Origin of the sequence: Shewanella sp. BC20, assembly GCF_003129585.1 — a bacterium.
Classification (GTDB): domain Bacteria; phylum Pseudomonadota; class Gammaproteobacteria; order Enterobacterales; family Shewanellaceae; genus Shewanella; species Shewanella seohaensis.
On sequence record NZ_NHRI01000013.1, the window covers coordinates 24943 to 49064 of the forward strand.

The window sequence follows — 24122 nt, forward strand, 5'->3', positions numbered from 1 at the left end:
TGCATCCGCCAGAAGGGATTGTCTGGCGGATTTTTTCTTTAGGGCGACGATTAATCTTGAAAACTAACGCTTACGCCAGATCGTCATCTCTGAAATCGAATGCTGGAATTTACGCTTGGTTTCGCGGATAACGAAGGGGATTTCTTTCACCGCGACCAGTTCAAATTGGCCTATTAAGGTTTCGGTTAACCCATCTAAAGTAGTGAAGTTCTCCCCTTTGACTTTAATCCCCCCGAGCCATTTATCCTTCGGCGTGTAGTCTTCGAGCCAAGTATAGGGCGAGGCGATAACCAGATATCCTCCTTGGTTGATGCGTTGCCCAATACTGGTGAGGAAATGTTGAGGGTCGTTCAATCTGTCGATGAGATTTGAGGCATAGACCAAATCGTACCCTGTGTAGATTGGTTTGAGATTACAGGCATCCCCTTGGATAAAATTGACTTTTTTGGCTTCGCCAAGGTATCCCAGTTTAGCAAGGCTGGCGCTCTTGAATTCCTGTAAGTCTCCCTCAGTGCGAATGGTGTAGCGTTTTTCGCCTTGCTCGGTCAGGGCGTAAGCCTGCTGGATAAAGCGCGCCGAAAAGTCGATGCCATCCACATGGTCGAACACTTTGGCTAACTCAAAACTAGCGCGTCCGACTGAGCAACCTATATCTAAGGCTTTGGTGGTGTGCTCGAGTTGGATCTCGTTGAGTGCTTGTTGTACCCCATTTACGCAAAAATTCGGTACACCAAAGTACTCGGCGCCATAATGGAATTCTAAATACTGGGAAATCAGTTCATCGGTTTCGTACACATTGACCTCGGCCATCTGTTCTGGATTTTGCAACGACTCGACGTAACGGAATCCGGCATGTTGATAAAAGTGACGCCTAAAGGCGTAGCGTGAGGCGGCAATGGCTTCATTGCCCGTTGAAATCCACGAGCCGCCCTTAATCAGATTGTGCTTGCCATCGAAGGTAGGCGTCGAAAAATCATCGTAGAGCGGATGTACGGCAAAACCATTAAAACCGTCGATAGCGGTTTCAGTCCATTGCCAGACATTGCCGACAATGTCATAAAAATCATTGTGTTTAAAGCGGTTCACCGGGCAGGAGGAGGCGTAATAAGCCAGCGAGATATTGCCTGGAACTTCATGCCAATCGGGAGCATCGCTCGGTACATTTTCCCGCAAGATATACCACTCGGCTTCGGTGAGCAGGCGAATATTGCTCTGGCTTTGGCGCGCCTTCCAATTACAAAAGGCCTTAGCTTCGAGTTGATTGACTTCGACGGGCCAATTGAGCGGCAAAGGAATTTCGCTGGTGAGGTTGCGTTGCCACCATTTATCATCGCGGCGACGCCAAAAGCGCGGCATTTGGGCTTGGGTATACGCCAGCCAAGCTTGGCCTTCCTCATTCCAATAGTCTTGCGTTTGATAGCCTCCCGCTTTGATAAAGGCTAGGTATTCTTGATTGCTCACTAAGTACTTTGAGGCTTTAAAGTCGGCGACTTTAAAACTCTTGTTACCGTATTCGTTATCCCAGCCATAGGTGTTGTCTTGCTCTTTTTTGCCTAAGGTGATTTTTTTACCCGCCACGGCAAGCAGCTGATTGGATTCGGCGCTACCAACATCCTGACATTCTGACCATTGGGCATTGGTACACACATCCTCTAATGGAAGCTGGCGAATAATGGCGGAAGAGGTCTCTAAGTGAATGCGCTCGTGTTCTATGCCCATCAAGATGACCCAAGCGGGGCTGTCTTGGCTGATCGGCAGAGTGATTGGCATGGTATCAATCAGTTGATTGACGACCTGTTTGACTTGATCCCGATAAGTCTTTACCTCTGCGACACTTGGCCATTGATAGTGGGTTTCGTCGAGGTCATCCCAAGACATTTCGTCCACACCGATGGCAAACATAGATTCAAAGTGATCATTCACTCGTTCATCGAGATACTTACCCAGCTTGAGTTTATTGATATAGAAAGTGGCGGTATGGCCAAAGTAAAAAATCAGCGGATGGCGCAGTGGTTCGGCTTTAACGTAATAGGCCTCGTCGTGCTTTATCAACTCGAAGAGGGATTCATAGAGTGCCCAAGTTTGATTGAAGTATTGTTTAAGCTCTTGACGTTTCAGCGCCTCATTCTCACCCGTAAGTTTGAGTGTTTGCAAAACTGGCATGTTCGATTTCTCCATAGGGCAAGCTGGTGCCATAGTGGTGGCTATGGGTTGTCAGGCTCAATACGTGGCGCGGGTTTATTGGATCACTCTATCAACAAAATGTGGCAGTTATTGAGCTGTTTTTTCAAGCTAACAGAAAGTCCGCATGGCTCCAATCATTAACTCGAAGTACAGCATATGACCTTAGCGGCGTCATTTTTATTGCAGTTATGCGGGTTACAGCTTGAGGGGAATTGTCTGCAGAAGGTTAAAATTATTTTATCCCTGACCAGTATTTTATCTGCCAAGGTTAAGGCAGAATGTTCTCGTCCGTAAAATTATTATGCAGGATATAACGGGATGGCAATGAACGCATTATGGATACCCGCTTGGTATGAGCTTGATCCGTCGATCGTTGTGGGCGTGACTGAAGAGTTTGTATTTCATAAACCCGCTACCAATGAGGCACTGAGATTTTACAGCGGCGCGAAAGAAGCTGATGCAGTGAAAGCGACAGGCGCAATTTCAAGCATTCATCACAAAGTCTTGGGGGATATTGAAAGTGTTGATGCTCAAGGGCTTGATTATACGGTTGTGTTAAAAGATGGTCGTCGTTTATTGGTGAACGCAGAGGAAGATCCTGGTCTCATTTACGAATGGGTGGATGACAGTTGGCAACCTTCGGAGATGGTGATCCAAGATTGGCAACTGGATGTAAAGTTTACCTCGCTTTCTCCCTTTAAGATGATCGATTAACCAACATCCTATTGTTCGGAGCAGTTAGGCTCAAAGTGTTGAACCGACTGCTCCTCAAATAACGCCTTTAATAACTGATATTCATGCTGAATCTTCGCGACATAGGCGTCATGAAACTCCAACTCGCTAAACTCTTCTAAACATTGTCGATAACGACGCAGTTGCTCTTGTCCATCAATATCTTGATGTAGCCAGTCGATAAGCATACGAATTCCTTTCGTCTTTCATCCTTGAAACGCCAGCTTAACCTTTTTCTAATCTAGTGTGGGATGGCATTTGATGACACTTTTATGAATAAATGTCTAAAAATCACACATTGAAGAATATTTTTATTATTTATCAATATATTGAGTGATTGTATTTAACGTTTAAGTTGCCTGGTGGGTTAACTCGCTGAATTCAAATATGGATAAAGTCTTACAGCAAAAACTGCTATTGGCTGCTGTGATGGGGTTCAACACCTTGATAGCGGCGATTGTGTCACCTGAGGTTTTGGTCTAGATTGAGGGCTCTTTTAACCGAGTCATCGCCGAGAGTTAGCGCGGTCTGTTCTTTCATTATGGAGTCCTGTCATGGCAAATATTTTGCTGGTGGCCAATCTTAACTGTGACCGAGTGTTGATCCTTGATAAACCATTGAAAACGGGCGGGCGCTTTCATTATCAAGATGGTGGACAAAGGTTAGGTGGTGGTGGCGCCAATACTGGGCTCGGACTGGTATGGGCGGGTCATAGAGTTGCCTTGGTGAGCCAAGTCGGGCGGGATGAAATGGGCGACTGGGTCATCGCAGAGGCGAGTACTCAAGGGCTCGATTGTCGTTTAGTGCAGCGCCGCGCGGGAAATACCTGTGAAATGTTACTGGTGATGACGCCCGATGGTGAGCGCACCATCATTCGTCCGCAGCGGCCAGTTTTTGAATTATCTGTGCCACCCAAATGGCAGCATTGGGATGCGCTGTATTTTAATACCTCGGCTGAGGGTACCGTTAGTTGGGCGAAAACCGCACTGGATCATTGCCTTGTGATCGCACAACTGGCGAAGGATGACAGGCCGCGCCCTTGCCACGTGTTACTGGCTTCTGTGAGTGATATGCAAGGCCGCTGTGATGTCGCGTCTTGGGATTATGGCGTGAGCATTGGTGGAGAATCATTACGTTATTTTGTTGTCACCGACGGTGTGCGTGGCGCTAAGGTGTACACCCGAGATGATGTGCAGCATGTGCCGGCTGTGCCTGCTGAGGTTGTCGATACTACAGGAGCGGGAGATGCCTATGCCGCAGGGCTTATCCATGGCTTATGTGCGGGAAAAACCATTACCGAAGCTATGGCCGAAGGCGCGATTTGGGCAGCATTTGCCGTGGCCACCGACAGCTCTATCCCCGGTGAAGCATTGAAACACTATTTAGAAGGTTAGAATGGCTGATTAGCCTCAATGTGACGTCCAAGGGAAGTCATCTTTCTGTCATCTAGGCTTGCTAGAGTGTGTTCAGTGACGAATAGCTCTTGTCCCTTAACGTTTTCTTGTGCTTTTCTCCCATTTTGTTGGTTCGCATTTTTGCCCCGTTTCCCCAACGGGGCATTTTTTTAGCTCGAATAATGTTATTCCGTTACCGAACATTCATATTGTGGAAATATTGTGCGGTTGGCGAGGGTTTACGTTAACATTCAGGCAACGCATCTCGTTGAAATAGAATAATAAGCCTGCAGTTGTTGGAGTTGGAAATGGGCAATCACGTTTGGAATGATAAAAAGAAGTTTATTTGGTTGCTGTCAGTATTGTTACTGGTGGCCTTTTTAGTCACCAGTGGCATTAGTTATAAAGTGGCCCATGACTCTTTGAGTCAGCAGATTGAGAGCAATACTTTACCCCTAACCAGTGACAATATTTATTCTGAAATTCAACAGGATCTGCTTCGTCCCATCTTTATCTCCTCGCTTATGGCGCAGGATACCTTTGTGCGTGACTGGATGTTAAACCATGAACAAGAACCCGAAAAACTGATCCGTTATCTCAAAGAAATCCAAGATAAATACGACACAGTCACCAGCTTTTTTGTCTCGGAGCAGAGCCGTAATTACTACCATTCTTCGGGAGTCCTAAAGAAAATCCAAGATATCGACCCAAACGATGCCTGGTATTTTCGTGTGCGCTCGTTACCCGAGTCAGAACTTTACGAGATTAATATCGATGCCGATACGGCGGATCGGACTAAGACAACCGTATTTGTTAACTACAAGGTTTTTGATTTTGAAGGTAAGTTTATTGGCGTCACCGGTGTTGGCCTCGCGGTTGAGAAGGTCAAGGCGCTGATCGAGCTCTACCAGAAACGTTACAACCGCCGGGTATTTTTCACCGATAGGCAGGGCAACGTCACCCTCCATGGGGATGAATATGATGGTGCCGATTCTTTGCAGACTACTGCCGGACTCGAGCTGCTAGCCACGCGGATTTTAACCAGCCCGAGCGCGGCCTTTAGCTATCAACGCAATGGTAAAACGGTCCACTTAAACAGTCGCCTCGTGCCTGAATTCAAATGGTATCTTATCGTTGAGCAGGAAGATGTGCCGCAGGAGCAAGAGCTGCTGAATACCTTTTGGGGTAACTTGGGCTTAAGTTTATTGGTGACAATTGGGATTTTACTGATTTCAAACATGACCTTAGGTCGTTATCAGCGCAAACTGGAGATTATGGCCTCAACCGATAAACTCACTGGTGCCGCTAATCGCCAAGTGTTTGAAGAGTATTTCCATCAGGCATTAGAGAAGGCAAAGCTATCCAAGCAAGCGATTTCAATCCTCCTTGTCGATATCGACCACTTTAAAAAAGTGAACGATAGCTATGGTCACAGCATTGGTGACTTAGTATTAAAAACCGTCACTAACCTGCTGCGTAGTCAGTTAAAAGAGCAGGATGTACTTTGCCGTTGGGGCGGCGAGGAATTTATCGTGTTATTGCCTGAGATGGATCTTAGCCATGCCGCTGAATTGGCGGAGCATTTCCATGATTTAATTTTCCAGCGCGAATTAAAAGTCAATGGCGTGCATATCGCTATCACTGTGAGTATTGGGGTTGCCGAATACCAAAAACTTGAGCCCGCGGAAGATTTGATTAAACGAGCGGATCTCGCCTTGTATCAGGCGAAAGAAGCGGGGCGCAATCAAGTGGTTCTCAATCAGTAGTATGCTGTTATGATGGCCAAATCTGCCAAAGGGATTGTTTTGCTTAACGCCGCGTTTAGTGGCTGAGGCGTGCGGGCAGAGTTCGGTGACGGATAGTGATGAAGTAGGAGTAACAAATGTCGACCTTGTTGGTAAATAGATTATCGGGTTTGTATTTAGGGGCGGTTCTGCAAGAGATTGACGGTGTTTCTACTGGTATCGACGGTAAAAAATCGGCGCAGCAGTTGCGAGTGAATGTCGATCATGTCGAAGGCGATGCGCAAGCCGATCCTAAGCACCATGGCGGACTCGATCGAGTGCTGCATCATTTTCCCCGCGAGCATTATGGTCAGTACCGTCGTTGGGATTTAATCACCCAACTTGAAGATGCGCCGAGCATGGGTGAAAACATCAGCACTGTTGGTTTGAATGAAACCGAGGTCAATATCGGCGATATCCTGCAAATCGGTGCCGTCACAGTGCAGGTGACTCAGCCGCGTTCACCTTGCTTTAAATTGAACTTGCAATTTGGCCATAGAGACTTTGCCCTCGCTATGCAGCAGAGTCAGCTATGTGGTTGGTTTTACAGAGTATTAACCCCTGGTGTGATTCAGCTAAACGACAGGATAGAATTAGTCGAGCGTAAAACCGATATCAGTGTTGCCGAGGCCATGGCGTTGTATTTCTCACCCGAATACGATGCCAAAGCCTATGATAGACTCGCCTCCTGTGAAGGGTTGGCACAAAGCTGGGTGAATAGTCTGCAGCGGCGCTTAGCGACACAGCAAGTCGAAGATTGGCAGATGCGCTTATATGGGCCAAAAGGTAAATAAACTTTATTTTTCAAACGATAATACAGGGAAAGTGTAATGATAGAGTCAGTGACTAAGAGTGAAAGAGATTTTGGCTTACTTGTGTATGCCTCCAGTTTAATCGGTTATTTAGTGCCATTAGGCTCGATTCTCGGACCACTGATTATGTGGTTGATGAAACGTGAAGAGTCGGCTTTTGTCGACCAATGCGGCCGTAGTTGCTTGAACTTTAAATTAAGCCTGTTGATCTATGTGATTATCAGCGGGCTGTTAGCCTTTGTGGGCATTGGGTTTATCTTCTTGATCATCCTCGGCATTCTCGACTTAGTTTGCACTATCCTTGGGATCATTAAGGCGAGCGAAGGGCAAGTGTATCGTTATCCGCTGACGATTAAGTTCCTTTCCGACAACTAATTGCTTTTAAAGCGATTCAATAAAAACGCCTTAGGGAGAGATTCGCTAAGGCGTTGTTGTTTGGTTTCAACCCATCTTGGACTTACACCTTAAATTTCGCCACTAAGGTGTCTAAGCGGTGGGCGAGTTGATTTAGCGCTAAGCTCGCCTGTGCCGCAGCTTGTGCCGTGCTGGCAGTGCGCTGGGTGATCTCGTTAATTTCGGTCACGTTGCGGTTGATATCTTCCACTACGGTCGATTGCTCTTCCGTCGCCGCGGCCACTTGAATGTTCATATCGCTGATCAGGCCAATACGGTCACTAATGCCTACCAGAGATTGGCTGGCCTCATCGACGGCGGCCACCCCTTCGTGGGAGCGCGCACGGCTTTGGGCCATGGCATTCACCGCTCGGCTGGCTTCGGATTGCAACTTGTCGATCATACCTTGGACTTCGTTGGTCGATGCGGCGGTGCGCGATGCCAGATTACGGACTTCATCGGCTACCACGGCAAAGCCTCGTCCCGCTTCACCGGCACGTGCGGCTTCAATCGCGGCGTTTAGGGCTAACAGGTTAGTTTGCTCCGAAATCGCGCGGATCACATCGAGAATGCCACCGATAGACTTGGTATGAGTCGCGAGGGATTCAATCACTTCACCAACTTGTTCCACATCCTGAGAGAGCTGATTAATGGTATCTCGAGCACGGGTTACCACCACTTGGCCACTATTGGATTCGGTATCGGCATCTTTCGCAGCAACAGCGGCTTGGGCGGCATTGCTGGCGATTTCATTTACCGTGGCACCCATCTCATTGATGGCGGTCACTACCATCATAGTGCGATCTTTTTGCTCATGGCTGTCTTCAAGGGTTTGCTGCGCCTGATTAGACACATCCTTCGCCGAGAAGCCGAGCTGTTCGCTGGTTTGGGCAACTTCAATCACTGAGTCTTGGATTTTGCTGATAAAGCTATTAAACCCTTGTGCTAGTTGGGCAATCTCATCTTCACCTTTAACGGGGAGGCGCTGACGTAAATCGCCTTCACCTTCACCGATATCACGGAACATTGCTGCGACTTGTGCGATAGGGCGGCTTACTGAACCGGCCACCACGATCGCCAGCATGATAAAGCCCGCGGCAATGATTAAGGTCCAAATTAAGATCTGGTAGGCGGCATCCGTCAGCAGGGCGAACACTTCGGCTTCGGGCACTTGAGCGACCAAATACCAATCCATGGAAGGAATATAGCTGCTGGCTACGAAGGTGTTTTCACCTTGGATTTGGGTATCGATCAGGTTGAAGTCGCTACGATTAAGTAATGAGCTGATGTTGGCGCCCGAGTACAAGCTCTTGAGGCTGCTCTTGCCAATTTGGCTGGCGTCGGGATGCAGTTTTACCTCGCCTTTGGCATCGACTAAGTAAACAAAGCCAGTTTCTTCAATCTTAAAGGAGCCCAGTAGACGCACCATATCATCGAGGGATTTGGCGAGGCCAACGAGTCCGCGGCCATTAGGTTGCTGGTAGTTGATAAAGAGTTTTACCTCGCCATTGGCTTCGGTAAAGACGTTAAGCATCCGCTCTTGGCCGCTGTCGCGATAACCAAAAAACCAACCGTCCTGCGCGGGGGTGAGTACACGTAAAAAACCATCCTGAGTGTAGTAGGCGGCGGTTTGTCTATCGGCGTATGAGGCTTGAGCCAAATGATATTGGCGGGTGATATCCTTCAGCTGGGCAACGACTTGCGGTTCTTGCTCCTGTGGACGACCGTTTTCAAGCCATTGCAGTAACATACGGCTGCTGGCGAGTTGTTCGGCGGCATTCATTAAGCTCGAAATATCTAGCTCAATCTTGTTGCGGATCTGCATCATTAAGCTGGGCATTTCCGACCCGAGCATACGCTGCTGTACCACGCTTTTTGCACTACGTTGGCTGAGGACGCCCACGAGTATGGTCGACAGCAGCACAGCAAATGTCACTGTCAGCAGGATTTTCTGCTTAATAGTAAGGTTATTCAATATCATAAATATCAATATGCCTGTGTTAGACGTTTAGAAATATCGGTCGACGTTTTCTAGCCAATAACAAGTATCGGACAGAAATGTTAAAAGTTAACCTCTGTTTAGGTCGAATGCCGAATAAAACAGCGTACAAGACATTTATTGGGCCTAACCTGTTGCTCTTGCGGTAGATCTTGTTATGTAGAGTATAGATGGAAATGAGTTGCTGATTTGGAGCATGTGATTTTTATGGCGTAATTGTGACCAAAGTGTGGCGTGAAGGCAAGCAAAAATAAGGCGCTCAATGAGCGCCTTATTCCGGTTGAGTTACATATTTGGGTAGTTTGGACCACCGCCGCCCTCGGGCGTCACCCAAGTAATGTTTTGGCTCGGATCTTTAATGTCGCAGGTTTTGCAGTGGATGCAGTTTTGCGCATTGATCACAAACTTAGGCTGACCTGCTTCTTCAACGATCTCGTATACGCCGGCAGGGCAGTAACGCTGGGCTGGCTCGTTAAATTGCGTCAGGTTTATCCCGAGCGGGATGCTGTTGTCTTTTAAGCGCAGATGGCAAGGCTGGTCTTCCTCATGATAAGTGCTCGACAGATAAACCGAAGAGAGCTTATCGAAGCTGAGTTTGCCATCGGGCTTGGGATAATCAATCTTGCTGTAGGCGCTGACTGGGGCCATTTGTGCATAGTCTGGGTGCTCATCACGCAGAGTGATAGGGAACTTACCGCCGAACCAGTTTTGATCTATGTAGTTAAATGCGCCGCCGAGGAAAGTACCAAACTTGTGCATTGCTGGGCCAAAGTTGCGCGACTTATATAACTCTTCGTGTAACCAGCTTTCTTCCAGATGGGTTTGGAAACAATCTAGATCTTTACCGCCTTCGACCTCGGCCAGCATCGCTTTAGCTAAAGTTTCGGCCGCGACAATACCGCTCTTCATGGCAGTGTGGGTGCCTTTGATCTTGGCAAAGTTTAAAGTTCCCGCATCGCAACCAATCAGCAGACCGCCGGGGAAACTCATCTTCGGCATTGAGTTCAGGCCGCCCTTAGTGATTGCGCGAGCCCCATAGGTCAAACGCTCGCCGCCAGTTAAGTATTTGGCGATGACTGGGTGAGTCTTATAACGTTGGAATTCATCGAACGGGCTTAAATGGGGGTTCTTGTAGTTGAGGTCGATAATCAACCCCACGGCAATTTGGTTGTCTTCCATATGGTAGAGGAAGCCACCACCCGATGCGCCATCGGTTAACGGCCAACCACCTGTGTGCACCACTTTACCTTGTTCGTGTTGTTCGGCGGGGACTTTCCAGATTTCTTTAAAGCCTAAGCCGTAATGCTGTGGTGTCTTGCCATTATCTAAGTGGTATTTCGCGATCAGCTGTTTGCCTAAGTGGCCACGGCAACCTTCTGAGAACACGGTATATTTGGCGTGTAACTCCATGCCGGGCATAAAGCTGTCTTTCGGCTGGCCGTCGGCACCGACGCCCATATCACCAATCAGGATGCCCTTCACGCTGTTATCTTCATTGAAGAGTAATTCGCTGGCAGCAAAACTAGGGAAGATTTCTACGCCGAGCGCTTCGGCGCGGGTCGCGAGCCAACGGCAGAGGTTACCTACGCTGACAATATAGTTGCCTTCGTTGTGCATGGTTTTAGGCACAAACGCATTGGGCATCAGCTTGCTGTCGGTGGCGGAATTGAGTAGATAGATTTCATCGTGGGTCACGGCTGTGGTGACGGGAGCGCCTGAATCGCGCCAGTCGCTGAATAGCTCATCTAACACTCGTGGTTCGAATACGGCGCCAGATAGAATGTGCGCGCCCACTTCGGAGCCTTTTTCTACCACGCAGACGGTAATTTCTTTGCCTGAACTCTGTGATATCTGCATCAACCGACACGCAGTGGCCAAGCCAGCTGGGCCTGCGCCAACGATAACAACATCGAATTCCATTGATTCGCGTTCCATCAGTTCACCTCTTCCTTCGCATATCCCCGATTTTTACCGGGTGTTGTAGTTTGTTTGTAAACGGGCGTTTTATTGCTGATGTCCACCTTACCTCAAAATTACCGCAGGGCACAGGGGCTAAGCGGGCTGTTTAGTCTAAATCATGACAAATCTTTGGGTGAGCGCTGTCACAGATTGTTCACGCCCACTTGAAGCGGATCAAGAAATACCTGTTTGGGGGTATAGCTAGGCAATACTTTCGGCTTATAATCACGGTTGACGGTTCTCCGAGCTTGCCTACCTAAGTCAACAGATATGGGGGTGTAGCCGTGGCAATAAGGCCACTGGGGTGAGTAAAGAAATGCACTCGCCTCCCACACTTGGAAAGGTGATCATGTCTCAATTACAAGACAATTTTGGTCGTAAATTTCATTACTTACGAATGTCAGTCACTGACGTTTGTAACTTCAAATGCAGTTATTGCCTCCCAGATGGTTATCATCCGAATGGCAAACAACAGTTTTTATCTCTCAGTGAGATAGAAAACCTTGTGTCCGCATTTAGCCAGGTTGGCACTCAAAAAATCCGTATCACTGGCGGCGAACCCACGCTGCGTAAAGATTTTACCGATATCATTCGAGTAGTCGCTGACAACCCACGTATTCATACCGTAGCCACTACCACTAATGGGTATAGGCTTGAGAAGCATGCCCAAGAGTGGTTCGACGCAGGGCTGCGCCGTATCAATGTGTCGGTAGACAGCTTAGATCCTAAGATGTTTTACCAGATCACCGGCGAAAATAAGTTCGACGAGGTGATGCGTGGTATCGATGCCGCCTTATCCGCGGGTTTTGAGCGCGTGAAGGTCAATGCGGTATTGCTCAAGGGTATGAACGATAAAGATTTACCGCGCTTTTTGAATTGGATTAAGCACACGCCCATCGACCTGCGTTTTATTGAGCTGATGGAAACAGGCCTTGGCCGCGAGTATTTCCAAGCTCACCATTTGGCGGGTGCCGATATCAAAGCGCAGCTGCAAGCCGAGGGCTGGCAATTAGATACGCCTCGCGCCGACGATGGCCCTGCGCAAAACTTCAGCCACAGTGACTTTAAGGGCCGTATCGGCTTGATCATGCCCTACGCCACTAACTTCTGCGCGAGCTGTAATCGCTTGCGGGTCTCGGCCAAGGGTAAGTTGCACTTATGCCTCTTTACCGAGTCTGGCATCGATTTGCGTGATCTACTGCAACACCCGAGTCAGCAAGCGGAATTAATCGAGCGGTTACACGGTCAACTGGCGCAGAAGAAGGAAACCCATTATCTGCATCAGGGCATTACTGGCGTGACGCAACATCTGGCCTCGATTGGCGGTTAATCTAACTTAGGTCTTAGTCTGCTTATCGCGTTATCTTTCATTAGGTTAGATTTCGCGATGGCGCTTAACTTCCCTATGCTTGAATTTGGCATCAGTTTAAAGGATCGCTTCAATGAGCAATGTATTTACCCATATTAACGCCGACGGCAATGCCCATATGGTCGATGTGACCGAGAAAGCCGTGACCGAGCGCGAGGCCCGTGCAGAAGCCTTTATCGAGATGGCGAGCACGACCCTCGAGATGATCATGAGCGGCAGCCACCATAAGGGCGATGTGTTCGCCACCGCGCGTATCGCGGGGATCCAAGCGGCGAAAAAGACTTCAGATTTAATTCCGTTATGTCATCCACTAATGCTAACTAAGGTTGAAGTCGAGCTCGAGGCTCAGCCTGAGCACAATCGCGTGCGCATCACTAGCCTGTGTAAATTGTCCGGTAAAACCGGTGTCGAAATGGAGGCGCTCACGGCGGCCTCTGTCGCAGCGCTGACGATTTACGACATGTGCAAAGCCGTGCAAAAAGACATGGTGATTTCACAGGTGCGCCTGCTCGAAAAACGCGGCGGCAAGTCGGGACACTTTAAAGCTGAATAACGTAAAGCGAGATAAGAATATGATTAACGTGTTGTTTTTTGCCCAAGTTCGTGAGCTTTTAGGAACTGCCCAGCTGAGTGTTGAAGCGAGTGAGCAGACACAAACCGCAGAAGGATTACGCGCAACACTCGCGGCCACCGACGATAAATGGGCCAAAGTGTTAGCCTCGGACAAATTGCTGGTGGCGGTGAATCAAACCATCAGCCAGTGGGATACACGAGTGAGCGATGGTGATGAAGTCGCCTTCTTCCCGCCTGTGACAGGAGGTTGATATGCGTTTACTGCCAAATGTGCGGGTGCAAACCGTCGATTTTAATGTGGCCGATGAGTACCACCAATTAGCCCAAGACAATAGCGATGGCGCCGTTGTCACCTTTGTGGGCAAGGTGCGCGACTTTAACGACGGTTCAGTGGTGACGGACCTGACCTTAGAACACTATCCCGGTATGACGGAGCGCGTGCTCGAGCAAATCGTGGTCGAAGCGCGTGAGCGTTGGCCGCTCAATAAAGTTACGGTTATCCACCGTGTCGGTACTATGGCGCTGGGTGAGCAAATTGTGTTTATCGGCGTCACCAGTGCCCATCGCAAGGCGGCCTTTGCGGCCTGCGAATTCTTAATCGACTTCTTGAAAACTAAAGCCCCTTTCTGGAAATTAGAAGCCAGGGACAAGGGCAAGAATTGGGTCGAAGCCAAGGACGCCGATGAGCAAGCGGCGCAATTGTGGCAACACAAAGACTAACGTAAGACTGAGTCAGTAGTAGGTGAGGGTGAGTTTATGCACAGTGTGACAGGGTTAGGCAAAATCTGGAGTTTAGTATTTGCTCTCGGCTTGTCGTGCTGTGTCGCCTTGATGCCTGCCATTAGCCGCGCCGAGACTGTGCCAGCGATTGCGGCCGCCGCCAATATCAAGTTTGCCCTCGATGATATTGTTAAAAACTTCAGCGCCGAAACCGGGCTTAAGGTGCGAGTATCCTACGGTTCATCGGGTAATTTTGTGGCGCAAATTCAACATGGTGCGCCGTTTGAACTCTTGCTCAGCGCCGATGAGCGTTATATCCATGAGCTGCAAAAAGCTGGCTTTACTCGCGATGCTGGTGTGCAATACGCGGTCGGTCGCCTAGCCTTAGTGGCCCCAAATAAGTCTCCCTTAACCTTAGATGCCGAGCTGAACGGCGTAAAAAACTTGCTCGCCGCAGGCAAGTTGGAGCGCTTTGCGATTGCCAACCCTGATCATGCGCCGTATGGGGAGCGTGCCCGCGAACTCCTACAAAAATTAGGTTTGTGGGACGGCCTACAAACTAAGTTAATCTTGGGCGAAAATGCCTCCCAAGCGGCGCAATTTGCCGTGAGTGGCTCCACCCAAGGCGGGATTATTCCGTTATCCCTTGCCTTAGCGCCACAGTTTAAGGCCTTAGGTCAGGCGATTGCCTTGCCCGAAGCATTGCATGGTCCACTCAATCAACGCATGGCATTGATGCCAAAAGCGGGAGCAACCGCAGAGCGTTTTTATCAATATCTTCAATCTGATGCCGCCAGAGCCGTATTCCTGCAATACGGATTTGGTCTACCTGCTCGGTAAGGCTAGACATGGATTGGCAGGCACTCTGGTTATCGGTCAAGCTCAGTAGCATCACGGTATTGGTGTTGATCCCGCTGGCGATTCTGGCGGGGCGAGCCTTAGCCTATCGTCAGTTTGTGGGTAAGTCTTGGGTTGAGGCCTTAATCATGGTGCCCTTAGTCTTACCGCCGACTGTGATTGGGTATTACTTGCTGGTGGGGCTAGGGAGTCAAAGCTGGTTAGGGCAATGGTTAGAGCGCCTAACCGGGCAGCAGTTAGTGTTTCATTTCTCGGGGTTAGTGCTGGCGTCTGTGCTGGTGAATATTCCGTTTGCGTTGCAACCGATACAACGCGCCTTTGAAGCGGTTCCCCACGACGTGCGCGATGCTGCAGCCTGTTGCGGCATGAGCAAACTTAAGATTCTGCTGAAAATTGAATTGCCTATGGTGTGGCCTGGGGTGCTGACCGCCTTAGTGCTGTGTTTCTCCCATGTACTCGGTGAGTTTGGGGTCGTGTTAATGATGGGCGGGAATATTGCCGGCGAGACCAAGACTATCTCGATTTCCATCTACGACAGTGTTCAGGCCTTCGATTTTGGTGCAGCTGGCACTATGTCATTGGTACTGTTGTTATTTGCGATTACCGCATTGGCGCTCACCACCAGTTTATCGCGGCGTTTAGGAGGTCAGCGTGGCGCAAATCATCGCTGATCTGTATTGCCAGATCCAAAACCAAAAGCATATTAAGCTGAGCGCCGAATTTAGCTGTAAAGCGGGTGAGGTACTGGCTGTCGTCGGGCCATCGGGGGGCGGTAAGACAACCTTGCTGCGGATGATCGCGGGGCTGAATCATCCCGATGCGGGCAGTATTGTGTTTGGTGAGACGCCATGGTTCGATCATCAAAGTCGCACCGCGCTAACGCCGCAGCAGCGCCATATCGGCTATATGCCACAGCATTTTGGGCTATTTCCCAATCTTACCGCGCTCGAGAACGTGGTTGCAGGGCTTGACCATATTCCCAAATCGGAGCGAATTGCGAGGGCGAAGGACTGGTTAGAACGGGTCAATTTGCATGGTTTGCCCGATAGACTGCCTATGCACCTCTCTGGAGGCCAGCGCCAGCGGGTTGCGCTTGCTCGCGCCCTTGCCCGTGAACCGTCGGTGTTGTTACTCGATGAGCCCTTTTCGGCGGTGGACAGAGAAACCCGCGAGCGTTTATACCTCGAACTTGCTCGCCTAAAAGAGCAGCTGCTTTGCCCCGTGATTATGGTGACCCACGATTTAAATGAAGCGCTGTTGCTGGCCGATTCGATGATCTTGATTAGCCAAGGTCAGATGTTGCAGCAGGGCGCGCCGTTTGAGGTGTTATCGCGTCCACGTAACGAGGCGGTTGCGCGGCAGATGGGCTTAAGAAATATTTTCGATGGCGAAGTGGTGTTCCAAGACCGTACTAAGGACATTACTTGGCTCAAATTTGGCGAGCAGCTGATCGCCAGTGATTTTGGCAAAGACCGCAGCGTGGGCAGTAAAGTGCGTTGGGTGATCCCGAATCAAGGCATCAGATTTAACGCCATCTCAAATGGACGTTTATGCCGCAGTTTTAATAAGTTAGATGTCACCATCGACTCCTTGCTGGTGATGGGCGAGTCGGTGCGCGTGGTCTGTTATGCCACTGGGACTGAGTTGCAACTTAATACGGAAGTGTCGCTCCATCTCGCGCAGAAACTTGGCTTAACCAAAGGGATGCAAACCACGGTTGCGCTCAAATCTGAACAAATTCATATTTTAGAGTAACCAAGTTTTTTGCCTCATTTCGCGAAATCTATTCTCCATTAACGAATAACTCAGCTTGATTTGCGAAGCTGCGCTGCCGTTAAATCCCTAGATGATCAAAGCTTAATCTTGTTTCCATCGGTGTTTCAGTAGGTATTAGGTAAACTCAATACATTCGTCAGTGCTTGCCGAGCCTGAATCAATCAGATTGAGCAATCCACATGGGTGATGAACGAGGCGCCATCATGGGCAAACAGGGATAAAAACGATGGGGTTTTGGCACGCCATCGACATCTAACTGATTGTCTCATAAGATACAAACTTAGCCGATTTTTATGGAGGAGCCATGAGACTATGGTTGCTAGGATTCATGTTGGTATCTGGGATTGCCACCGCAGCCCAGAGCATGTATTCGATGCTTTCGAGCGGTGAGTATCAGCCGCCGTTAAGTGTGATGCAGCAAATTGAGAAGGATTTTCCTGGCGTGATTGCCGAGTTTGAAATGGAAATGCAGGAAGGCGAATTGGTCTACCAGTTTGAGTTGATTAATCCGCTGGCGAATGCGATTACCCGTTTCGAATATCGGGCGCGAGATGGTAAGTTATTGAAACAAAAAGCGGGTAAAGTCACTGCCGACGATGTCGGTGAAGTGGAAGCCGCGCGCCTTATCAGCACTAAACATCAAACTTTCTCCGGCATTATTGCGATGGCGACTAAGGATCATAAGGCCTTTTTGACCGACGCAAAGTTAGATCATGACTTAGGTATCAGTTACTTAGAGCTAAAGTTGCTGGATGATACTGGTAAGTATAAATTGGCATTCGATATTGAAAATTTACGGCAACTACCTTTACTTAAGTGGGATTAGCACTGAGCATCACCGCTAAGTGAAGACAGAGGAGCGCAGCATACAGATGAAAATACTTTTAGTTGAAGATGATGCGACAACGATTGACTACATCGTTAAAGGATTTCTTGAGCAGGGGCATAATATTGAGACCGCCAGCGATGGTCATCAAGGCCTGTTGCAAGCCACGAGTGGTCAGTACGACCTTTTGATTCTCGACCGCATGTTGCCCCAACTCGATGGTTTGAAACTGCTGGCCGCCCTCAGAGCCACGGGTAACCAAACCCCTGTGCTTATCCTGTCGGCGCTGGCCCATGTGGATGAAAGAGTGAAAGGCCTGCGTGCGGGCGGCGATGATTATATGACTAAGCCCTTTGCCTTTTCGGAGCTGCTCGTGCGTGCCGAAAAGTTGATGCAACGGGGTCAATCCGTCCCAATTACCACTGATTTAGTGGTCGGCGGCTTAAAAATGGAGCTGCTCACCCGCAATGTGACTTTAGATGGTCACGATTTAATGCTGCAACCCAAAGAATTCCAACTGCTTAAGTATCTGATGGAACACGCCAATCAGGTAATTAGTCGCACGCTATTATTCGAAGCAGTATGGGATTATCACTTCGATCCCCGTACCAATGTGATCGACGTGCATATCGCCAAGTTACGCCGTAAGTTTGAAGAGTTGGGCCACGGTGAATTGATTGAAACCGTAAGGGGAGCGGGTTATCGCTTACGCCAAAGGCATTAAGCCTTACCAAAGCAGCGCCTGGCGCATCACTATTATCTTCTCGACCTTAGTGACTGTGATCATAGGCGCTTTGCTGTTTGCCCTTTATCGGCAGCTGATTATCGAACAGCAGTACCAAGTGACTCAGTATCTCGAGTCAGAAACCCAACGCTATCAGCAGCTTGCTCTTACTGTGGACCGTCGTAGTTTTGCGGCGCAAATCCGTGCAGCCGATCCGCAGACGGCGCTCATCGCCTGGCGCAACAGTTATGACATGGTTGGCGCCTTAAGCTTTATGCCCGAAGGCATGCCCATGCTGCCGCAAACTCGGGATTTCCCGATTTTAACTGGCGGCCCTGATAAGCTGCATATCCTTACCGGCGGCCTAGTGATGACCCGCTATGGCCCAGTGCTAATCGCCACCCGTACCGATAACTTAGCCACCTTGATTGATAAATTTATCAGTGCGGCGGCCACGGCCGTGATGTTGACCATAGTGTTAACCTTAGCGTTGGGCTATTTGTTTTCTAAGGCGATTTTGCGCCGATTAGTGCAGTACAACCGCTTGAGTGAGCAAATTGAGCGAGGGCATTACGATACGCGTCTGCCACTCAGTTGGCGTCAGGACGAGTTCGATATGTTGGCGCTGCAGTTTAATAACGTGCTGGATATTCTTGAGAATAACCTGATGGCGGTGCGCGGGGTGACTGACAATATTGCCCACGATTTGCGTACGCCCCTATCCCATATTCGCATCGGTCTTGAGGAGTTAGCGGCCAAATCCCCCGATGAAATCAGCGAAGGTTGCGCGATTTTGACCGAAGAGCTCGACCACTGCCTTGCGACCTTCGATGCCATGCTCTCGCTGACACGCATCGAGGAAGGTCAGCAAACTTTAGACCTGCAGGAGCTGAGTTTGGCGCAGCTATGTACCGATTTGTTGGACATGGCCGATGCGGTCGCCGAGTCGAATGAGCAAACCTTGAGTCTATCGCTCCTATCAGACCATAAGATTTATGGTGACAAGTATTTGTTGTTCCAAGCCTTATATAACTTGGTCGACAATGCGATGAAGTACTCAGGCCAAGGCGCTCGCATCGATATTATTCAATCTGGCGCCCAAATTAAGATTTGCGATAACGGCCCGGGGATCCCCGATGACAGCAAGGAAAGGGTGTTTGAGCGATTAGTGCGTCTCGACCCAAGCCGCCATTTGCAGGGCACAGGTTTAGGATTATCTATGGTCAAAGCGATCATGTCGCGGCACAATGCGCAAATTACTCTTTCGGATAATCATCCAGGCCTAGTGGTGACCATTCAGTTTTAGGCCAATATCCGCGTGACAGTGTTGAGAACCCCATGTACCGAATCATAGCCGATGAGGCTGATTTTCTTGTTATTTCTAAATCGCCGAATGTGCATTTTCACAGCCAAGATGGCACTGCGGGTGTCGTTGCGCAGCTGGAGCAGGATTTAGGGATAAAACTCTTTGCCGTGCATCGGCTCGATACGCCGACCTCAGGGCTGTTACTGTTAGCCAAACATCCTGCGGCGGCGCGGCAGTTGACTGAGCTTTTTAGCGCCCATCAAGTGCAGAAATACTATCTTGCACTCGCCAAAGGCAAGCCGAAGAAGAAGCAAGGCTGGGTGATTGGCGATATGGCTAAATCCCGCCGCAGCATGTTTAAGTTGCTGCGAACCAAAGAAAATCCCGCAATAACCCAGTTCTTTTCCACCAGTGTTGGCGAAGGGCTTAGGCTTTATTTACTCAAACCCCACTCGGGGAAAACCCATCAGTTACGGGTCGCGCTTGCAAGCCTTGGGGTACCAATTTTAGGCGATGCCCTCTACGGCTCGGATGTCGCCGACCGTTGTTATCTGCACGCCTATTGCCTGCATTTTCGTTATCAACATGAGGATGGTCACTGGCAAGAATATGCGTATCTTGATATGCCCGAGCAGGGCGAGGTATTTACCTTGCAGGGCGTGACTGAGGCGCTTAAACAGTGGCAAGCCCCCGAGTCATTAGACTGGCCCGAGCGTTAGCTCTGTGGTGTTAGGGCTTGGCAGATCCTGTCTCGCCCCTCTGATTTGGCACGATACATGGCATGGTCGGCTTCGATTAAGAGTTTGTCTAGCTCACAGCCTCGGTAAATGGTGGCGTAACCAATGCTGGCATAGAGTTGGATCTCCTGCCCTTGGCATTGCAGCGGATTTTCCCTCAACACCCTATGTAACTTATCTGCGACGGTTCTGGCGGCGGACGCGCTGGTGGCGGGCAGTAATACCAGAAATTCCTCTCCACCTTGGCGGCATAGGACGTCATCTTCCCTCAATACAGTGCTAAATAGTCTTGCAGCCGTGAGTAGGGCGAGATCGCCTACGGCGTGGCCATATTGATCGTTGATTTGTTTGAAATGATCGAGATCGAGCAGTATCAGGCTGTAGGGCTCAGCATTTTTTTGCCAGCGTTGATGGATAACCGTAAGCCGCTTTTGCATCGCCCGCCGATTCCATAGCCCAGTCAGTTGGTCTCGCTCGGCTAACACTCTGATTTTGCTGACAAGGCGTGTTATCGCATTGCCAATCATCACTATGTTGATGATAAGGGCGAGGACAACATAAAACCACAGCACGGGCGTTGCCTCCTCGCGATAGATGGCGATAAAGACATGGTTTTCGTTCGATGAAAGCAGGGCGATTAAGAAGCGAAGAGTGAAGATAATGACCATGGCGATTAATGGCAGCACCATTGCCGTGGCGACTTTGTTGCCAGCATCTGGCTTGATGGCAATAAAATTATCTCGAGTCAGCATCACAAAGGTAAGGGCGGCATTGGCAGAAAACAGCATGGCCAGTACTGGTTCTGAGTGAGAGCTCGGGGGAACCGTTAACATCAAGACTGCGGTGATAGTAAGAATGGTTAGATCGAACTGAGTGCTGTGCTTCAAGCGAAAGAGATACTGGGTCCCCCAACGCAGCATGATAAATCCCAACAAGATGATGATATCCGAGCAAAACCAATAGAGATAACTGTTTGATTCTGTCCGTTGGGTATTGAGTATGATGCCAAACAGCACAAAAAGGTTGGCGAGGGAAAACCGCATGCTGGCTAAGGTGGCGATTTTTAACGGTTGAGCGATTAATCCCCAAGCAATAGCGGCGGTGCCCGTGAGCAGGCAGATAAACTTAATCAGTAAAAGGGCTTGAGGATCCATGGTTAGGGTTCATTTTTTCCTTTAACTATAGATGGCTTTTTCAGTTTATGCGGACGTATATACCACTCAAACAAAACTGTGAACGATGAAAAAGTTGCAAACCTGCACACTAACTGCGAAGTTAGTTAAAGATATGGTCAATTAAGGACAGCCTGCTATGGATACAAACAAATTACTCTTAGTCATCATTGCGATTCTATTACCTCCAGTCGCGGTATTTTTAAAGGCGGGTGCAGGCAAGGACTTATTAATCAACATAGTGTTGTGTTTATTTTTCTGGTTCCCCGGTTTGTTGCATGCACTCTGGGTGGTGACGAAAGATTAGTGAATCCCCAATAAAAAAGCGCAACCTAGGTTGCTCTTTTTTATACGGTAAATTGGGTGTGCTAACTAGAAAGCCACTGTATAACCGAGTGTTGCTGTGCGACCCATGCCTTTGAAATAACGATCATTAGTACCCATAGTTTGTGAGTAGTAGTTGAAATAATCCTTATTAAACAGGTTTTGTACGCCTAAGGTTAAGGTGCCAGTGTAGAGCGGCATAGAGAATGACGCATCGACAGTGGTGTAGCCATTAAACTCGGCATATTTCTCGCCTGTGGCATCTTCGAAATCACGGTCCATAAAGTAGTTTGCCTGTACGCGCGTCGACATTTCGTTATCGAAATTATGGGTCCAGAACAGGTTGATACGATTCGGTGAAATGTTGGCACCATCGAGATCGGTATCCGTTTTGTTGTCATCATTCGAATCGTATTCACCGCGCTGAATCGCTAGATTCATGCCCAGATCGTCGTTGCTGGTCAGGTAGGCTGTGATATTGGCTTCGATACCGTCAATGACGCTCTTCTCACGTTTAACGTCGTAGAAGCCGTCGCTGTTTAAGGCTAAACGGGCGCCATAATCGGTGGCCGAACGGTAGTAAGCAATCTTAGCGCTCAAGAATTCACCTTGGTAATCGGCGCCAAACTCCACGTTATCCGTCACAATCGGTGCAAGGGATAGAGAGTCGCTGATACTTGGATTCGCTCCAGGGAAGCTGTTACCGTCGCGCAGAATACGGCCGATATCTGGCATGCCAAAGCCTTGGTTATAGCTAGTGTAAACGCGGATATCTGGAGTGATCTTGTAGGAGACACCTATGTTGAATAGGGTCTCGTCGAAACTCGCTTCGCCCCCTTCGATTTCTTTATTCCCTGCACCGTAGAGCGTCTTATAGTCATCGACATTGAGTTTAGCGTGCTCGTAGCGTACGCCGGTAGATAGGGTTAGATCGGTAATTAAATCATAATCTAACTGCAAGTAAGGCGCGAAGTTGTCATAGGTGCTTTCAGGTACCCACGACAGACCCGTCTGCACTAAATCCTGCTCTGTGGTATCGCGGAACAGGTCGATACCATAGGCGGCGTTGATACCCGTATCGGCAATATTTTTGGCAATTAACGAGGTCTTTAATCCCCATTTGACTGAAGAGTTACGCGATTGCTCATAGTACCAACTCTCGCCTTTAGGGCCTTCGCATTGTACTAGGTTGTCGTTATTGGCAAATGCAGGATCGTAGAAAGTCTTGTTACAGCCACCGCCATACACGGCCTCAAAATCTTGATTAAACAACTGAATACTCAGTTGTTGACCGGCAATATTCTCGTGAGTGTAGGTGAGGCTAGTCGTTGTGACTTGGTTGTTGGCCGCTTCCCAAGGTTGTTTTTCTTCGATTGCGCCCGTTGGTTTGCCAGTGGTGATATCGCCTTTCACCGGCATCCAATCGCCATTGTTCTCCATGTTGTAATGGTTAACCATCAGCTCTAAGCGCGACTCGGCAAAGTTATGGCCGAGTTTGATAAAGAAGTCTTTGCTCTGGCTGTCCATGGACTCGCCTTGCGTCGTGTCCACCCCAATCACATCGTGGTTTGCATCGTAGTACACGCCGTTATTGCGATAGCTCACCGAGCCCAACATATCGATCAGCTCGGATTCGCCCGAAAACGCATAGCTGGCACCAAAACTTACACCGTTCGATTTGAGCGAGTCGGGCACACTAACATCGAAACTGACGACGTGTTGGTTATCACCCGTTGGTTTTTTGGTGATGTAGTTGATGATACCGCCCTGTGCGCCTAAGCCGTGCATCGCATTGGCGCCGTGGATAATTTCGATACGCTCGATCATCGCAGGGTCGATAGTTTGTCCCGAACGACCACCACTACGCAGTGGGTTGGATTGGGGGACGCCATCGATCATTATTAATGGCGGACGGCCACGCAGGGTTTCGCCCGTGTTGCTCATCTTCTGGCGGCTGGGTGAAAAGCTAGGTGCTAAGTTGCCGATAATCGTCGACAAATCTTTAGTGGTGCGGAACTGCTCTTCGAGTTGCACGCGGTCGATAATGGTCACTGTATTGGGAATGGAGCTTGGCGATTTATCCATGCGGCTCGCGGTGACAGTAATCTTTTCGATGTCTTTATTCTTATTCGTTCCCGTATCAGGGGCTTCTTGAGCCACTGCGGATTGGGTGAGGGCGGTAAATACGGCGAGGGCAACAAACGAGGTTTTGAACGTCATATAACTTCCTGCTAAGGGCGAGTGAATTTGCTACACCGATATCCTTGGCATCAGACTATTCCGTTAAACAACATTGCAAATGATAACGATTTTTATTGCGACCGATTTTAAGGAAGTGAATTGGGCTTGTCTAGTCGAGTTGTAAATAAAATGCGTGGAAAAAGTGGCACTTTCTTGAACTTGTGACTCGGTTATCAATATAGGTGCATTTAGATTGAGGGTTTGCACGTAGGCTGAACCGCCGATTTGTTGCCGAGTCG

Annotated in this window: 23 protein-coding genes and 1 riboswitch; of the genes, 17 read left to right on the forward strand and 6 right to left on the reverse strand. The window is 49.0% G+C overall.

Going from position 1 to position 24122, the window contains the following annotated elements; translation table 11 throughout:
• Positions 1-63 precede the first annotated feature (63 nt).
• A complete protein-coding gene (gene ovoA, locus CBX96_RS13905) occupies positions 64-2163 on the reverse strand; it encodes a 5-histidylcysteine sulfoxide synthase (RefSeq protein ID WP_109287093.1) in 2100 nt (699 codons plus the stop codon).
• A 339-nt stretch (positions 2164-2502) separates the two neighbouring features.
• Here ovoA and CBX96_RS13910 point away from each other — a divergent pair, with 339 nt between their 5' ends.
• Entirely contained in the window at positions 2503-2898 is a 396-nt protein-coding gene (locus tag CBX96_RS13910) for a hypothetical protein (protein WP_086903936.1), read from the forward strand.
• Positions 2899-2906: 8 nt separating this feature from the next.
• Here the strand turns inward: CBX96_RS13910 and CBX96_RS13915 are convergent, their stop codons facing one another.
• A complete protein-coding gene (locus tag CBX96_RS13915) occupies positions 2907-3104 on the reverse strand; it encodes a hypothetical protein (protein ID WP_086903937.1) in 198 nt (65 codons plus the stop codon).
• A gap of 366 nt (positions 3105-3470) precedes the next feature.
• Here CBX96_RS13915 and CBX96_RS13920 point away from each other — a divergent pair, with 366 nt between their 5' ends.
• The 4 genes from CBX96_RS13920 to CBX96_RS13935 all read left to right on the forward strand — a co-directional run bounded on the left by CBX96_RS13920 (position 3471) and on the right by CBX96_RS13935 (position 7281).
• Positions 3471-4310 (forward strand): PfkB family carbohydrate kinase, encoded by an 840-nt coding sequence (locus tag CBX96_RS13920; RefSeq protein ID WP_109287094.1) that lies wholly within the window; start codon positions 3471-3473, stop codon positions 4308-4310.
• A 308-nt stretch (positions 4311-4618) separates the two neighbouring features.
• A complete protein-coding gene (locus CBX96_RS13925; RefSeq protein ID WP_109287095.1) occupies positions 4619-6076 on the forward strand; it encodes a diguanylate cyclase in 1458 nt (485 codons plus the stop codon).
• Between the two features lie 116 nt (positions 6077-6192).
• Complete coding sequence (locus tag CBX96_RS13930) at positions 6193-6888, forward strand: MOSC domain-containing protein (protein WP_089068710.1); 696 nt, start codon at positions 6193-6195, stop codon at positions 6886-6888.
• A 36-nt stretch (positions 6889-6924) separates the two neighbouring features.
• Positions 6925-7281: a DUF4870 domain-containing protein gene (locus CBX96_RS13935; RefSeq protein WP_011621077.1), complete on the forward strand. Its 357-nt coding sequence runs from the start codon at positions 6925-6927 to the stop codon at positions 7279-7281.
• An 82-nt stretch (positions 7282-7363) separates the two neighbouring features.
• On the opposite strand, the gene CBX96_RS13940 is transcribed toward CBX96_RS13935, so the two are convergent.
• On the reverse strand, positions 7364-9280 hold the full coding sequence (locus CBX96_RS13940) for a methyl-accepting chemotaxis protein (protein ID WP_011715510.1): 1917 nt from the start codon (positions 9278-9280) through the stop codon (positions 7364-7366).
• Positions 9281-9583: 303 nt separating this feature from the next.
• Positions 9584-11233 carry an electron transfer flavoprotein-ubiquinone oxidoreductase gene (locus tag CBX96_RS13945; RefSeq protein WP_109287096.1) on the reverse strand — a complete coding sequence of 550 codons (1650 nt, stop codon included), beginning with the start codon at positions 11231-11233 and terminating at the stop codon, positions 9584-9586.
• Between the two features lie 252 nt (positions 11234-11485).
• A riboswitch (molybdenum cofactor riboswitch) is annotated at positions 11486-11619 on the forward strand.
• Here CBX96_RS13945 and moaA point away from each other — a divergent pair.
• From moaA to CBX96_RS14000, 11 genes are all read left to right on the forward strand, one after another.
• Complete coding sequence (gene moaA / locus CBX96_RS13950) at positions 11607-12587, forward strand: GTP 3',8-cyclase MoaA (RefSeq protein ID WP_041412503.1); 981 nt, start codon at positions 11607-11609, stop codon at positions 12585-12587. Its footprint overlaps the riboswitch before it by 13 nt.
• A gap of 112 nt (positions 12588-12699) precedes the next feature.
• Entirely contained in the window at positions 12700-13179 is a 480-nt protein-coding gene (gene moaC / locus CBX96_RS13955; RefSeq protein ID WP_011074083.1) for a cyclic pyranopterin monophosphate synthase MoaC, read from the forward strand.
• A gap of 19 nt (positions 13180-13198) precedes the next feature.
• Positions 13199-13450 (forward strand): molybdopterin synthase sulfur carrier subunit, encoded by a 252-nt coding sequence (moaD, locus tag CBX96_RS13960; RefSeq protein WP_011621081.1) that lies wholly within the window; start codon positions 13199-13201, stop codon positions 13448-13450.
• Between the two features lies 1 nt (position 13451).
• Positions 13452-13919, forward strand: coding sequence for a molybdopterin synthase catalytic subunit MoaE (moaE, locus tag CBX96_RS13965; protein ID WP_109287097.1), 468 nt, complete (start codon positions 13452-13454; stop codon positions 13917-13919).
• Positions 13920-13955: 36 nt separating this feature from the next.
• Positions 13956-14759 (forward strand): molybdate ABC transporter substrate-binding protein, encoded by an 804-nt coding sequence (modA, locus tag CBX96_RS13970; RefSeq protein WP_109287098.1) that lies wholly within the window; start codon positions 13956-13958, stop codon positions 14757-14759.
• Between the two features lie 8 nt (positions 14760-14767).
• Positions 14768-15448 carry a molybdate ABC transporter permease subunit gene (gene modB / locus CBX96_RS13975; RefSeq protein ID WP_011621084.1) on the forward strand — a complete coding sequence of 227 codons (681 nt, stop codon included), beginning with the start codon at positions 14768-14770 and terminating at the stop codon, positions 15446-15448.
• Positions 15429-16532, forward strand: a complete 1104-nt coding sequence (locus CBX96_RS13980; protein ID WP_109287099.1) for an ABC transporter ATP-binding protein — start codon at positions 15429-15431, stop codon at positions 16530-16532. The genes modB and CBX96_RS13980 overlap by 20 nt, the downstream gene beginning before the upstream one ends.
• 325 nt (positions 16533-16857) lie before the next feature.
• Positions 16858-17379 carry a hypothetical protein gene (locus CBX96_RS13985; RefSeq protein ID WP_086903948.1) on the forward strand — a complete coding sequence of 174 codons (522 nt, stop codon included), beginning with the start codon at positions 16858-16860 and terminating at the stop codon, positions 17377-17379.
• A 46-nt stretch (positions 17380-17425) separates the two neighbouring features.
• Positions 17426-18103, forward strand: a complete 678-nt coding sequence (locus CBX96_RS13990) for a response regulator transcription factor (protein ID WP_011621087.1) — start codon at positions 17426-17428, stop codon at positions 18101-18103.
• 49 nt (positions 18104-18152) lie between these two features.
• The gene (locus CBX96_RS13995; protein ID WP_086903949.1) at positions 18153-19409 is read left to right on the forward strand and encodes a HAMP domain-containing sensor histidine kinase; all 1257 of its coding nucleotides are present in this window, start codon (positions 18153-18155) and stop codon (positions 19407-19409) included.
• A 32-nt stretch (positions 19410-19441) separates the two neighbouring features.
• A complete protein-coding gene (locus CBX96_RS14000; protein WP_109287100.1) occupies positions 19442-20128 on the forward strand; it encodes a TIGR01621 family pseudouridine synthase in 687 nt (228 codons plus the stop codon).
• On the opposite strand, the gene CBX96_RS14005 is transcribed toward CBX96_RS14000, so the two are convergent.
• Complete coding sequence (locus CBX96_RS14005) at positions 20125-21300, reverse strand: GGDEF domain-containing protein (protein WP_109287101.1); 1176 nt, start codon at positions 21298-21300, stop codon at positions 20125-20127. The genes CBX96_RS14000 and CBX96_RS14005 overlap by 4 nt on opposite strands.
• Before the next feature lie 157 nt (positions 21301-21457).
• On the opposite strand from CBX96_RS14005, the gene CBX96_RS14010 reads away from it, so the two are divergent.
• Entirely contained in the window at positions 21458-21625 is a 168-nt protein-coding gene (locus CBX96_RS14010; RefSeq protein ID WP_011787651.1) for a YqaE/Pmp3 family membrane protein, read from the forward strand.
• Between the two features lie 65 nt (positions 21626-21690).
• On the opposite strand, the gene CBX96_RS14015 is transcribed toward CBX96_RS14010, so the two are convergent.
• Complete coding sequence (locus CBX96_RS14015; RefSeq protein WP_109287102.1) at positions 21691-23862, reverse strand: TonB-dependent receptor; 2172 nt, start codon at positions 23860-23862, stop codon at positions 21691-21693.
• Positions 23863-24122 lie beyond the last annotated feature (260 nt).